This window comes from Lentzea sp. NPDC058436 (genome assembly GCF_042721515.1).
GTDB lineage: Bacteria > Actinomycetota > Actinomycetes > Mycobacteriales > Pseudonocardiaceae > Lentzea.
Map to the genome: position 1 here is coordinate 1,348,054 of NZ_JBHXLF010000001.1, position 13,295 is coordinate 1,361,348.

A 13,295-nucleotide genomic window follows, 5' to 3' on the forward strand; every position below is an offset into this window, starting at 1 on the left:
CTCGGTAAGTTAGCGGCGGGCCGCTGGGGAAGAGGGGTTTTTCGTGCGGGTGAAGTGGTGCGCGTTGCTTGCAGCAGCAACGACAGTGGGGCTGTCGGCACCTCCGGCGGCGGCGCAGGCGCCGGTCGTGCTGAAGGTCGCGATCGTGCAGCAGATCGACTCGCTGAACCCGTTCCTCGCGGTGTTCCAGTCGAGCACCGAGATCGGCCGGCTGATGTACGACTACCTGACCGCCTACGCCGCGGCGGACCAGACGGTGACCGAGGGCATCGCGAACAGGTGGGAGTCCTCACCGGACAGGCTCACCTGGACCTTCACCGTCCCCGACGGCAAGAAGTGGTCCGACGGGCAGCCGATCACCGCGCACGACGTCGCGTTCACCTACGACCTGATGCTCACCGACGAGGTCGCGCGCACGGCCAACGGCGGCTTCGTCACGAACTTCCAGGACGTCACGGCGCCCGATGACCGGACCGTGGTCATCCGGACGAAGACGCCGCAGGTGACGATGCTCGCGCTGGACGTCCCGATCGTGCCCAAGCACGTGTGGGAGAAGGTCGGCGCCGTCAAGGACTACACCAACGACCGGATGCCGGTGGTGGGGTCAGGCCCGTTCGTGCTGACCGAGCACGAGGCGGGGCAGTTCATCAAGCTCAAGGCCAACAAGAACTACTGGCGGGGCGCGCCGAAGGTCGACGAGCTGCACTTCGTGTACTTCCAGAACTCCGACGCCGCGGTGCAGGCGCTGGCCAAGGGCGAGGTCGACCTGGTCAACCGGATGGCGCCCGCCCAGTTCGACTCCCTCGACAGCAAGGCCGGCGTCACCCGCAACAAGGCCCAGGGCCGCCGCTTCACCGAGCTGATGATCAACCCCGGCGCGCAGACCCGCACCGGTGTCCCGATCGGTGACGGCGCCCCGCAGCTCAGGGACGTCGCGGTGCGCAGGGCGATCGCGCAGGCCATCGACCTCGACGCCCTGGTGGCGCGGGTCAACCTCGGCTACGCGGTCAAGGGCGCCGGGCTGGTGCCGCCGGTGTTCGGCAAGTGGCACTGGCAGCCGGGCGAACAGGAGCAGCGCCGGTTCGACCCGGCCGCGGCCAACGCGGCACTCGACGCCGCCGGCCACCCGCGCGGCGCCGACGGCACCCGGTTCGGGCTGCGGCTGATCGGACGCGCCGGGCGGGCCTACGACGAGCAGGCCAGCGAGTACCTCAAGCGGTCGATGAGCGACATCGGCATCGCGCTGGACGTGCGGCTGGTGTCGGACAACCAGCTCAACGAGGCCACCACCGCAGCCACCTACGACCTGGCGTTCTCGGGCTGGTCGACCAACATCGACCCGGACTTCGTGCTGGGCCTGCACACCTGCGCGCAACGGCCCGGCGCCGACGGCAAGGGCGGCACGACCGACACGTACTTCTGCGACGAGACCTACGACGAGCTCTACGCCCAGCAGCTCTCGGCGTTCGACGAGGGCAAGCGCGTCGAGATCGTCAAGCGGATGCAGGCCCGCTTCTACGACCAGGTGCCCGCCGTCGTGCTCGCCTACGAGAACGCGCTGGAGGGCTACCGGTCCGACCGCTTCGCCGGGTTCACCACGCAGCCCGCTCAGGGCGGCGTGATCATGGCGCAGAACGGCATGTGGGGCTACTACGGCGCCGAACCCGCCGGCCGCACCGCGCAGGCCCAGGGCAGCAGGTGGGCCGGGCTCGCGATCGGCGGTGCGCTGATCGGCGGCCTGGTGCTGGTGGTGGTGTGGATGGCGCGGCGGCGCAGCGCCACGGCCGGGGAGCGCGAGTAGGTGCGGCTCGCCGGCCGGTTCGGCGGTGCCGCGCTCAGTCTGCTGATGGTGGCGGTGCTGGGCTTCTTCCTGTTCCGGGTGGTGCCGGGCGATCCCGTCGTGTCGATGACACGGGGCCGCCCGGTCACGGCGGAGATGCAGGCCGCGTTGCGCGCGCAGTTCGGTCTGGACCGTCCTCTGCACGAGCAGTTCTGGAGCTACTTCACCTCGCTGCTGCGGGGTGATCTGGGGACGTCGTTCACGTTCCGCCGCCCGGTCACCGACGTGATCCTGGAGCGTCTGGGGCCGACGGTGCTGCTGGTCGGCACGGCGACGCTGATCGCGGTGCTGCTGGGGCTGTGGCTCGGGGTGCGGGCGGCGTGGCGTCGCGACTCGGCGTTCGACCGGGTCACGACGGGGGTGTCGCTGACGTTGTGGGCGGTGCCGACGTTCTGGCTCGGCATGCTGCTGATGATGGTGACCGGGGACCTGTTCCCGTCGCGGGGCATGCGCGACACCGACACGGCGCCGGACTTCGTCTCGCAGGCCCTCGACGTCGGTCACCACCTGGTGCTGCCGTCGGTCACGCTGGTCGCGGTGGTGTGCGCGGAGTACGCGCTGGTGATGCGGTCCTCGCTGCTGGAGGAGATGCACGCCCCCTACCTGACGACGGCGCGGGCGAAGGGGTTGCGCGACGACCTGGTGCGGCGCCGTCACGCCGTGCCGAACGCGGTGCTGCCGGCGATCACGCTGGTGTTCCTGCGGTTCGGGCTGGTGGTGGCGGGGGCGATCACGACGGAGACGGTGTTCTCCTGGCCGGGACTGGGGTTGTTGTTCTACGACGCGCTGACCGGGCCGGACTACTTCCTGCTGCAGGGGTTGCTGGTCGTGACGGCGGGCGCGGTCGTGGTGATGAACCTGCTGGCCGACCTGCTGCACGGGGTCCTGGATCCACGGGTGAGGGTCGTATGAGCGTCAGCGAGCGCCGGGCGGGTGTGTTCCTGGCGCACAAGGGCGGTGTGGCGGGCGCGGTCGCCCTGGTCGCGGCGGCACTGGTCGCGCTGGTCGCACCGCTGCTGATCCCGGCCAACGCCCTGGACGTCACGCGGGTGACGGCGCGGGCGTGGCAGCCGCCGGGCGCGGAGTTCTGGCTGGGCACCGACCACACGGGCCGTTCGGTGGCGTTGCTGATGGCGCAGGGCACGGGCACGTCGTTGTTCGTCGGGCTGACGGCGGCGGTGCTGTCGGTCGGCATCGGCACGCTCGCGGGCATCCTCAGCGGTCACTTCGGCGGTCTGCTGGCGGGCGCGTTGCTGCGGGTCACGGACTTCTTCCTGGTGCTGCCGGCGCTGGTGCTGGCGATCGCGCTGTCGACGGTGCTGCCGCGCGGCCTGGGCACGATCATCCTCGCGATCGGCCTGACGAGCTGGCCGTCCACGGCGCGGATGGTGCGGGCGCAGACGCTCACGATCGAGGCCCGCCCGTTCGTGGAACGCGCACGGGCCCTGGGCGGCGGCCACGCGCACGTGATCGGCCGGCACGTGCTGCCGTCGGTGGTGCCGCTGATGCTGGTGAACGCGACCCTGGCGGTGGCGTCGGCGATCGTGGCGGAGTCGACGCTGGCGTTCCTCGGGCTGGGGGATCCGACGCGGATCTCGTGGGGCGCGATGCTGCACCAGGCTCAGCTGCACGGGGCGGTGCCGCAGCGGGCCTGGTGGTACCTGCTGCCGCCGGGACTGGCGATCGTGGTCGTGGTGCTGGCGTTCACGCTCGTCGGGCGGGCGCTCGAAGCCGTTGTGACGCCGAAGAGGTAACCGCATGCTGGAGTTGAAGAACCTCACCGTCCACTACGGGCCCAAGCGCGTCGTCCACGACGTGAGCCTCACGCTGGCGCCGGGCGGCACGCTGGGGCTGGCGGGCGAGTCGGGGTCGGGCAAGTCGACGGTGGCGATGTCGGTGCTGCGGCTGCTGCCGAAGTCTGCGCGTGTCGAGGGGGAGGTCCTGCTCGACGGCGAGGACGTGCGGACGATGTCGTGGGGCCGGTTGCGGGCGGTGCGGTGGGCGTCGGCGTCGATCGTGTTCCAGGGCGCGATGCACTCGCTCAACCCCGTTCAGCGCGTCGGTGACCAGATCGCCGAGCCGATGCGCCTGCACGGCACCCCCGGCAGTGTCGCGGACCTGCTGGAGCAGGTGGAGCTGCCGCGGGACAAGGCGCGGGCCTATCCGCACGAGCTCTCAGGCGGGCAGAAGCAGCGGGTCATGATCGCGATGGCGCTGGCGTGCGGGCCGCGGCTGGTGATCGCGGACGAGCCGACGACGGCGCTGGACGTCGTGGTGCAGGCGCAGGTGCTGGCGTTGATGACGCGGCTGGTCGCCGAGCAGGACCTCGGGCTGCTGATGATCAGCCACGACCTGTCGGTGCTCGCGCAGACGTGTGAGGACCTCGCGGTGATGCAGGGCGGCGAGCTGGTCGAACGCGGTCGCGCCCGTGAGGTGATCGCCGACCCGCGGCACCCGCACACGGCGGCGCTGACGGCGGCGTTCCCGGTGATCGGCGCCCCGCAGCACCGCTGGACCGAACCCGCGCCCGCTCCGGAGCCGCTCCTCGAAGTGCGGGACCTGGTGGTCGACTACGGCCGTATGCGCGCGGTGGACGGGGTGGACCTGACGGTCGGGCGGGGCGAGATCGTGGCGCTGGTCGGGCAGTCCGGCTCCGGCAAAACGACACTGGCTCGTACCATAATGGGGCTGCGGGCACCGTCCTCCGGTCGGGTGATCTTCGACGGCGCCGAGGTGGCTCGCAACGGCAGGGCGCTCAAGGCGTTCCGGCGTCAGGTGCAGCTCGTGCTCCAAGACCCGTCCAGCGCCCTCAATCCGCGTCACACCGTGTTCGACGCGGTCGCCGAGGGACTGCGCGTGCACCGCGTCGACGGCGACCACGAAGCCCTGGTCACGGCCGCTGTGGAACGGGCGGAGCTGCGTCCGGCGAGCCTGTACCTCGACGCCCTGCCGCACGAGCTGTCCGGGGGTCAGCAGCAGCGCGTGGTGATCGCCGGAGCACTGGTGCTGGCGCCCCGTCTGCTGGTCGCCGACGAGCCCGTCGCCTCCCTGGACGCCTCGGTGCGCGGGGAGATCGTGGCCCTGCTGCTCCGGTTGCGCGCCGAACTCGGCCTTGCTTCATTGCTCATCACGCACGACCTAGGGCTGGCGTGGCAGATCGCCGACCGGGTCGCGGTGATGCACCAGGGGAAAATCGTGGAACAAGGCCCAGTGGAACAAGTCCTCCTCACCCCTTCTCACGACTACACCCGCGCCCTGGTGCGCGCGGTGCCGCAGGTCTAGAGCGTGATCCCGATCGAACACGCCCGGCATCGGGCGTCGCTGACGCCTGCCGAGATAGGCCGGGGCGGCGCCGGTGGCTGGGTCGCGCTCGGCGAGGTGCCGGAACTGGCCCGGCTGGCGTGGCACGACCTGGGCCGCCCGCCCGGTGTCCTCGGCGAGCTCGCGCGGGCGAGCGATCCGGAGCACGTGCTGGAGCTGTGCCGGATCCTCGCGTCCACCTCGCGCGCCGACACCGCCGCGGTGTGGCGCTACCTGGCCGCGGACTTCGACCGCACCGGCGAACGCTCCGACGGCCACCGGCGGTTCCTGCTCGACCGCGCCGAACGCGGCCTGGGCGTGGACTGGCACGACTACGCCGCGCTGATGGGCATCGCCCGCCCCGAGGAGGTCGACGCGGCGTTCGACCGCGGCGAGGCCATGGTCGGCGTGGCGGTGATCGGCCTGGCCCTGTCGCACCCCGACCCCGTGCTCGTCTTGCGGCGCGTGGCCCGCGCGCTGGACCACAACCGCATCGAGGTCCGCCGCCAGGGCGCCACGGCGCTCGCGCACGTGGCCCGCCTGCACGGCGTGGTGTCGCGGGAGTGCCTGGACGTGCTGCGCCGCCACCCCAACGAGGTGGCCGAGGACGACCTGTGGACGTTCGTCGAGCACCGCAGGCTGCCGCCGTGGCTGTGGTGGCGGCGGATCAGGGCGCGGTCAGGGCGGCGAGTTCCGCGCGAACGGCCAGCTCGGTTACGTGGTTGCGCTGCCCGACCGCCCACCGCAGCGCCTCGTCGAAGTGCCGGCGCGCCTCGCCCCGGTCACCCTCGGCCTTCGCGACCTTCCCGCGTTCCACGGCGATGTGACAGCGCATCTGGTCCGGCCCGTACCAGCCACCGGGGCACAGCTCCCACGCCCGGTCGCACTCACGGCGCGCGGCCGGGTAGTCGCCGCTGACGCGCGCCAGCTCCGCCAGACCGAGATGCGCACCCGCCTGCACGACCGGTGCCCCGGCCCGGCGGGCCAGGGTGAGCGCGAGGACGAAGTCCGCGCGGGCGGCGTCGAGGTCACCGGTCAGCAGAGCGGCGTGAGCACGCGCGGCGACCGCCTCGGCGGTGTCCTCGGAGGCGCCGAGCTCGTCGAGCAGGCCACGGCCCGCTTCGATGTGGGTCAGGGCGCTCGCGGCGTCACCGCGGGCCAGTGCGATCTCGCCGAGCTGGTTGAACGCCAGCGCCGCACCCCAGCGGTCACCGAGCCGGGTGAACGCCTCCGCGGCCCGCCGCAGCAGGTCCTCACCGGTCACCGGATCGCCCGCCATCCTGGCCACCAGGCCGTCGCCGACCAGGGCGAGCGCCGCGCTCCACGGGTCGTCGCCGAGCAGCCGGTGGCGGCGGTGCCACACCTGCGAGTCGTTCTCGGGCGCCCCGAGCGCCATGCCCCACATCAGGGTCGTGATCGGGTAGCGCGGCGGGTCGACGAGCTCCTCCATCAGCGCGTCGGCCTGCCGGATGCGCGCGGTCTGGTCACCGGTCGCGGCGGGCCAGGCGATCAGCAGGCACAGCGCGTACTCCTGTTCCCGGCCGGGCGGAGGCGTCTCGCCGCACGCGTGCAGCACCGCGTCGGCCTGCTGAGCCGCCTCGGTGCGCAGGCCGCGGAACCAGTAGTAGGTCGCGAGCGCGGCGACGAGCTCGAGCGCGAGCCCGTGGTCGTGGGCGGTGGCCCGGGTGACGGCGGCGACGAGGTTGTCGTGGTCGGCGGCGAGCCCGGCGAGCCACTCGATCTGCCCGGCCGCGCGCAGGTGCGGTTCGGCCTCCTGCGCCCGGTCGAGGAACCAGCGGGCGTGACGGTCGCGCAGGTCAGGTGCGTGGGTGGCGCAGAACGCGCGGATGGTGTCGAGCATCCGGTACCGGTCGCCTGTGACCTCGACGAGCGACTTGTCCACCAACGAGGACAGGGTGTCCACATCGGACTCGCACACCGCGGTGACGGCGTCGAGCCGGGCGCCGCCGGAGAACACGGTGAAGCGGGCGGCGAGATCGCGTTCAGGACCGGTGAGCAGGTCCCAGCTCCACTCGACGACGGCGTGCAGCGTGCGGTGCCGGGGCGCGGCGGTGCGGCTTCCCCGCGACAGCAACCGGAACCGGTCGTCGAGCCGGGCGGTGATCTCGGCCAGCGGCAGCGTCCGGACGCGCGCGGCGGCGAGTTCGATGGCGAGCGCGATGCCGTCCAGCCGCCGGCACACCTCCGCCACCACGTCGGGGTCGGCGTGGAAGCCGGGCTTCACGGCCTGCGCGCGATCCAGGAACAGCCGCGTGGCGGCCTCGTCGTCCAGCGCGGTGACGGGGCTCAGCGTCTCGCCGGTGATGCCGAGCGGCTCACGGCTGGTGGCGAGCACCCGCACGTCCGGGCACGTGGCGAGGATGCCGCCGAGCACGCGGGCGGCGTCGTCGACGACGTGCTCGCAGTTGTCGACGACCAAGACGACCTCACGTGAGGCGAGCGCGGCCTGCAGCCTGTCCTGCACGCTGACCGGCCCGCCCTGCAGCATCCCCGCCTCGCGCACCCCGGCGCCGTCGAGCACCGCGCGGGCGACGTCGGCGGTGGCGCTGAGGTCGATGAACGCGACCTCGCCCGGTTCGCGGTGCGCGACCTCGACGGCCAGCCTGGTCTTGCCCGTGCCGCCGGGACCGATCAGCGTCACGAGACGGTTCTCGCGCAGCCACTTCGCCACGCGCCGCAGGTCCTCGTCACGTCCGACGAAGCTGGTCAGCTGCGCCGGCACACCCCGGTGCGGCGCCCGCGCGCGCAGCACCTCCAGGTGCGCGTCGCCGAGCACGGGGGAGGGGTCGACACCGAGCTCCTCGGCCAGCAGGGCGCGGCCGCGCGCGAACACCTCCAGCGCCTCGCCCTGCCGCCCGTCGCGGTGCAGGGCCCGCATCAGCGCCGCCCGCAGGTCCTCGCGCAACGGATGCTCCACGAGCAGGTCGCGCAGGTGTTTCTCAGTTCCGCCGGACAGTGCGCAGTCGATGAGCAGTTCTGTCAGCCGGTGCCTCGCGACCTGCACGAACGGCGCGTCCACATCGGCCAGCGCCGGTCCGCGCCACAACGCCAGCGCGTCCGCGGCACGCCCGGAGCCCAGCAGCTCGGCACACACCAGGTGATCCACCTCGGAGGGGCCGGCGACCAGCCGGTAACCCGCCGGGTGGTGCTCGATCACCACGCCCGGGACCGTTCGGCGCAACCGGGAGACCTGCGACTGTAGAGCGTTCGCCGCACCCATGGGCGGTTCGGAGTACAAGCCGCCGATCAGCTGGTCGTGCCCCACGATCCGACCAGCGTCGAGCACGAGCATCGCCAGCAACGCGCGCTGCCGCGGCGCCGCGACCTCCACGCCGTCGACCAGCACCGGACCGAGCACCCCGAACATCACGAGGCCTGATTCTTCCCGAGTTCCAAGATCCGCGAGGCCACAACGGGCACTGGGCCGAATAGGTCGACTATCGATGCATCCCGGTGACACCCCGTATCAGCTCCGCCACGTGCGGTCTCCTTCCGTTCGGTCGGGGACGAAACGGAATTCGAGCGGAGAACCATGAGACCCAGCATCACGGTCGGCGCCGCCCTAGCGGCCACCGTGGCACTCGCCATCCCTGCACACGCGGCGACCGCCACCCTGCCCGGTGGCACCAGCATCGAGGTGACCATCACCAGCCCGGCGAACAACGCCGTCGTCGTACCGGGCCCGGTCACCGTCACCGGCAAGGCCTCCATCGGCACCGGTGCCGCGGTCGTCGACACCGCGCTCACCTACGTCGTGGACGTGTCCGGCTCCACCGCCACCGGTGTGGCCGCGGGCTGCGGCGGTGACGTCAACGGCGACGGCCAGGCCGACAGGGTCCTCGACTGCGAGATCGCCGCGGTCAAGGCCCTGCACGCGAAAGCGGCCGTCCCGAACACCGTCGTCGGCAGCGTCGGCGGCGCCGTGTTCGGCTCGTCCGGCGCCACCGTCGACATCAGCCCCGCGGCAGGCGAGCAGAAGACCGTCGCCCCCGGCGCCGACGCCAACGCCAACGGCACCAACGACGTCGTCGAGGCGATGGTCAGCGCCCGCGTCGGCGGTGTCGGCCTGTTCACCAACTACAACGTCCCCACCGGCACCAACTTCGCCGGAGGCCTGGACGCCGGTCTCGCCACCGCCGTCACCGCGCCGCAGCAGCGCAAGCTGATGGTGTTCCTGTCCGACGGCGCCGGCAGCGGCTCCGTGGACGCCGCCCTGCAGCAGGCCGTGAACGCGGGCATCAAGATCTTCACCTTCGCCGTGTCCAACGGCGCCGGCTGCAACATCGGCACGGACTCGCTGCGCAAGATCGCCGAGACCACCGGCGGCACCTGCACCGAGGTCCCGGACGTCTCCCAGCTGCCCGACGTCGTGCCCGGCGTCATCGCCTCCAAGCTCACGGGGCTGACGCTGAAGGTCGACGGCGGCGCCGACATCCCGATCACCTCCATCACGCCGGGCCTGCCGCAGGACGGCCCCGCGACCGTCGACTACACCGTCGACACCCCGGCCCTGACCGCCGGAACCCACCAGCTCTGCGTCACCGCGCGCGGCACCGACGGCGGCGGAGCCGGTGACGTGACCGAGTGCGTCACCGTGAAGGTCAACGCACCGCCCGTGGTGAAGCCCGGCGGCCCGTACGCCGGTCAGGAAGGCACCGACGTCGGACTCGCCGGCACGGTCACCGACCCCGACGGCCCCTCGCTGAGCACCACCTGGACCGCCACCGCGCAGTCCGGTGTCGACGCGGGCGCCACCTGCGCGTTCGGTGACGCCGCCGCCCAGACCACCACCGTCAAGTGCACCGACGACGGCGTCTGGGAGCTCAAGCTCACCGCGAACGACGGCATCAACCCGCCCGTCACCCAGACCACCACCCTGACCCTGACCAACGTCGCCCCGCAGGTCACGATCACCGCCGACAAGACCCTCGTCACCCGCGGCACCACGGTCAACTTCACCGCGCCGTTCACCGACGTCGCCACCAACGACAAGCACACCTGCACCCTGAACTTCGACGACGGCAGCCCGGTCGTGAACGGCACCGTCGCCCAGGGCGCGGGCTCCGGCACCTGCACCGCCTCCCGCACGTTCACCGCCCTGGGCGCGCACACCGTCCTCGTGCGCGTCACCGACGACGACGGCGCCTCCGCCACCGCCGTGGTCAAGGTCGTCGTCTACCTGCGCGGTGAGGCGTGGGCGCTCAACGCCACCGGCCTGATCACCGTCGCCAAGACCCCGCACGCCCAATGCCCGCCCAACGAGGACAAGACCGTCGCCGCGATCAACGTGCTCGGCCTCGCCTCGGTGAACGCCCTGCACGCCGACTGCACGCTCAACGCCGACACCGGACGCACCGAGGCGAACGCACGGGTGGAGGGAGCCACCCTGCTCGGTGGGGCGATCAAGCTCAACGCCATCGAGGCCAAGTGCGTGAGTGACGCGAACGGCATCACCGGCTCGTCCAAGGTCGGCACGCTCAACGGCCAGCCCATCGGCACCGGACCCGCCACCGTCGGCATCCCCGGCGTCGCGACCGTGCACCTCAACGAGACCGCCACCGGACCGAACGGCCAGCTCGTCCAGAACGCCGTCCGCGTCCGCACCCTGCTCGGCCAGGAGATCATCCTGTCGGCCTGCCGCCTGGGCTGACCCGCTGAAATGACGATGGGGGAGGCCCGCGCTACCTCCCCCATCATCACAGCTCGTGCCCGGTGGTCGCGTCCACGTGCGCCGGGACCTCGTCGTGCCGGTCGCCCACGGTCAGCGTTCCGGACGGTTCGAACATGAGGATCTTCGCGCCGTGCGGCGCCGACGGCTTGTGGAACGTCCCTCGCGGCACGGTGAACACCGCGCCCTTCGCCAGCACCACCGTCCGCTCGGGCTCCCGCAGCGCGATGTGCAGCTCACCGTCCAGGACGAGGAAGAACTCGTCGGTGTCGTCGTGCACGTGCCACACGTGCTCACCCTCGACCTTCGCCACGCGCACGTCGTAGTCGTTGACGCGGGTGACGATCCGCGGGCTCCACAAGGCGTCGAACGAGGCCAGGGCGTCGTCCAGAGCGATCGGGTTCATGCCGACCAGCCTCTCGGGTGACGCGACACCCGCGTGAGTGCTAGGAATCGCACATGCCGCAAGAATCCTCGCACCGGGTCGTCGTGATCGTGGACGAGAACTCCAACCCGTTCGAACTCGGCTGCGCCACCGAGGTCTTCGGCCTGCACCGCCCCGAGATCGGCGGCCACCTCTACGACTTCCGCCTCTGCGCCGCCGAACCCGACACGCTCATGCGCGACGGCTTCTTCACCCTCACCGGCGTGGCCGGACTAGAGGCCACCGAGCACGCCGACACCCTCATCGTCCCCAACCGCCCGAACGTCGACACACCCCGACGCCCCGACGTCCTCGACGCCATCCGCACCGCCCACACCCGAGGCGCCCGGCTCGTCGGGTTCTGCAGCGGCGCCTTCACCCTCGCCGAAGCCGGAGTCCTCGACGGCCGCCGCGCCACCGCCCACTGGCAGTGGGCCGACGAGTTCCGCACCCGCTTCCCCCAGGTCGACCTCCAGCCCGACGTCCTGTTCGTCGACGACGGCGACATCCTCACCTCCGCCGGCAGCGCCGCCGCCCTCGACCTCGGCCTGCACCTCGTCCGCCGCGACCACGGCGCCGAGATCGCCAGCTCCGTCAGCCGCCGCCTCGTCTTCGCCGCCCACCGCGACGGCGGCCAGCGCCAGTTCGTCGAACGCCCCGTACCCGACCTGCGCGACGAGTCACTCGCCCCCGTCCTCGCCTGGGCACAACAGCACCTCGACACCCCGCTCACCGTCACCGCACTGGCCGCCCGCGCCGCCGTCAGCCCCGCAACCCTGCACCGCCGCTTCCAGGCACAACTCGGCACCACACCCCTCGCGTGGCTCACCGCCGAACGCGTCACCCTCGCCTGCCGGCTGATCGAACTGGGGGAGAGGCGCTTCGACGTCGTCGCCCGCCGCACCGGCCTCGGCACCGCCGCCAACCTCCGCGCGTTGATGCGCCGCGAAACCGGCCTCACGCCGACGGACTACCGGCGCCGGTTCAGCCCAGCGCCCGCAGGATGATCCGCTCCACCACCCGCGTCTTCGCGTCCGCGTAGTCCTGCACCCGCGCCCACGTCCGGCCCGCCAGCTCCCGCTTCGTCCGCTCGTACTCCTCGCGGTCGGAGGTGTGAGAGCGCAGCCGGTCGCGGAACGCCAGCATCCGGTCCACCTCCTCGCACCTGGGGGAGAAGACGTGCAGGTTCACGTTCGGCACCGTCCCCTTGAGCAACCGGTGCTCGTACCAGCCGTGCTCCCGCAACCGCAGGTAATAGCCCGCCCGCACCAACGCCGGCACGTACGCGTCCTCGTCATTCGAGTCCGGCACCACCAGCAGAATGTCGATCAACGGCTTCGCGGCCAGACCCGGCACCGACGTGGACCCCACGTGCTCCAGACGCACGATCCCCGACCCCAGCGCGGCACGGATCTTCGCCTCCTCACCCGCGTACCAGTCAGGCCACACCGGGTCGTACTCCGCCAGCGTCACCGGCGCGTTGTGCGGCGGATCGTCGGTCACGAACTCCACGTCGTCCGACGGCAACCGCCACGCCGCATACGCCCGTTCCAGGATCTCCAGCACCACGGCGTTCTTCGCGTTCGCGTAGTCCTGCACCCGCTCCCACTCCAGCGCCGCCAGCTTCCGCTTCGTCGACGCGTACAGCTCACGGTCCTCGTCACTGTCCCGCAACCAGTCCCGGAAGATCAGATGCCGCCGCACCTGCGCACAGCCCCGCGGGAACACGTGCAGGTTCACGTTCGTGTCCGGACCCTTCAGAACCCGGTGCTCGTGCCAGTCGTCCTCCCGGACCACCACCCGGTACCCGGCCGCCTCCAACGCCGGCATGTACGACCCCTCGTCGCCCGGCTCGTCCACCACCAGCAACAAGTCGATCACCGGCTTCGCGCACAACCCCGGCACCGACGTCGACCCCACGTGCTCCAGCACCGCACCCGGCAACGCCCCCACCACCCGCGCACGCTCCCGTTCGAACAACCCGGGCCACGCGTCGTCGTACTCGGCGAGCTCGATGTTCACAGCAGACCCCCTCGTAGGCA

The 13,295-nt window shown here is 71.9% G+C and carries 9 protein-coding genes; 6 read left to right on the forward strand and 3 right to left on the reverse strand.

Annotated elements, in window-relative coordinates; all coding sequences use genetic code 11:
• Positions 1-43 precede the first annotated feature (43 nt).
• The 4 genes from ACFWN2_RS05405 to ACFWN2_RS05420 are packed head-to-tail and all read left to right on the forward strand — an operon-like array spanning position 44 to position 5,122.
• Complete coding sequence (locus ACFWN2_RS05405) at positions 44-1,801, forward strand: ABC transporter substrate-binding protein (protein ID WP_382425041.1); 1,758 nt, start codon at positions 44-46, stop codon at positions 1,799-1,801.
• Positions 1,802-2,752 (forward strand): ABC transporter permease, encoded by a 951-nt coding sequence (locus ACFWN2_RS05410; protein WP_382425042.1) that lies wholly within the window; start codon positions 1,802-1,804, stop codon positions 2,750-2,752.
• On the forward strand, positions 2,749-3,594 hold the full coding sequence (locus ACFWN2_RS05415; protein ID WP_382425043.1) for an ABC transporter permease: 846 nt from the start codon (positions 2,749-2,751) through the stop codon (positions 3,592-3,594). Before ACFWN2_RS05410 ends, ACFWN2_RS05415 begins: the two co-directional genes overlap by 4 nt.
• Positions 3,595-3,598: 4 nt before the next feature.
• Positions 3,599-5,122 (forward strand): ATP-binding cassette domain-containing protein, encoded by a 1,524-nt coding sequence (locus ACFWN2_RS05420; protein WP_382425044.1) that lies wholly within the window; start codon positions 3,599-3,601, stop codon positions 5,120-5,122.
• Positions 5,123-5,807: 685 nt separating this feature from the next.
• Here ACFWN2_RS05420 and ACFWN2_RS05425 read toward each other — a convergent pair.
• Positions 5,808-8,528, reverse strand: coding sequence for a BTAD domain-containing putative transcriptional regulator (locus ACFWN2_RS05425; RefSeq protein WP_382425595.1), 2,721 nt, complete (start codon positions 8,526-8,528; stop codon positions 5,808-5,810).
• Positions 8,529-8,693: 165 nt separating this feature from the next.
• On the opposite strand from ACFWN2_RS05425, the gene ACFWN2_RS05430 reads away from it, so the two are divergent.
• The gene (locus ACFWN2_RS05430; protein ID WP_382425045.1) at positions 8,694-10,811 is read left to right on the forward strand and encodes a choice-of-anchor P family protein; all 2,118 of its coding nucleotides are present in this window, start codon (positions 8,694-8,696) and stop codon (positions 10,809-10,811) included.
• Positions 10,812-10,857: 46 nt separating this feature from the next.
• On the opposite strand, the gene ACFWN2_RS05435 is transcribed toward ACFWN2_RS05430, so the two are convergent.
• Positions 10,858-11,235, reverse strand: coding sequence for a cupin domain-containing protein (locus tag ACFWN2_RS05435; RefSeq protein ID WP_382425046.1), 378 nt, complete (start codon positions 11,233-11,235; stop codon positions 10,858-10,860).
• Positions 11,236-11,288: 53 nt separating this feature from the next.
• On the opposite strand from ACFWN2_RS05435, the gene ACFWN2_RS05440 reads away from it, so the two are divergent.
• Positions 11,289-12,260: a GlxA family transcriptional regulator gene (locus ACFWN2_RS05440; RefSeq protein ID WP_382425047.1), complete on the forward strand. Its 972-nt coding sequence runs from the start codon at positions 11,289-11,291 to the stop codon at positions 12,258-12,260.
• Here the strand turns inward: ACFWN2_RS05440 and ACFWN2_RS05445 are convergent.
• A complete protein-coding gene (locus ACFWN2_RS05445) occupies positions 12,238-13,275 on the reverse strand; it encodes a GrpB family protein (RefSeq protein WP_382425048.1) in 1,038 nt (345 codons plus the stop codon). The two genes, ACFWN2_RS05440 and ACFWN2_RS05445, sit on opposite strands and share 23 nt — an antisense overlap.
• Positions 13,276-13,295: the final 20 nt, after the last annotated feature.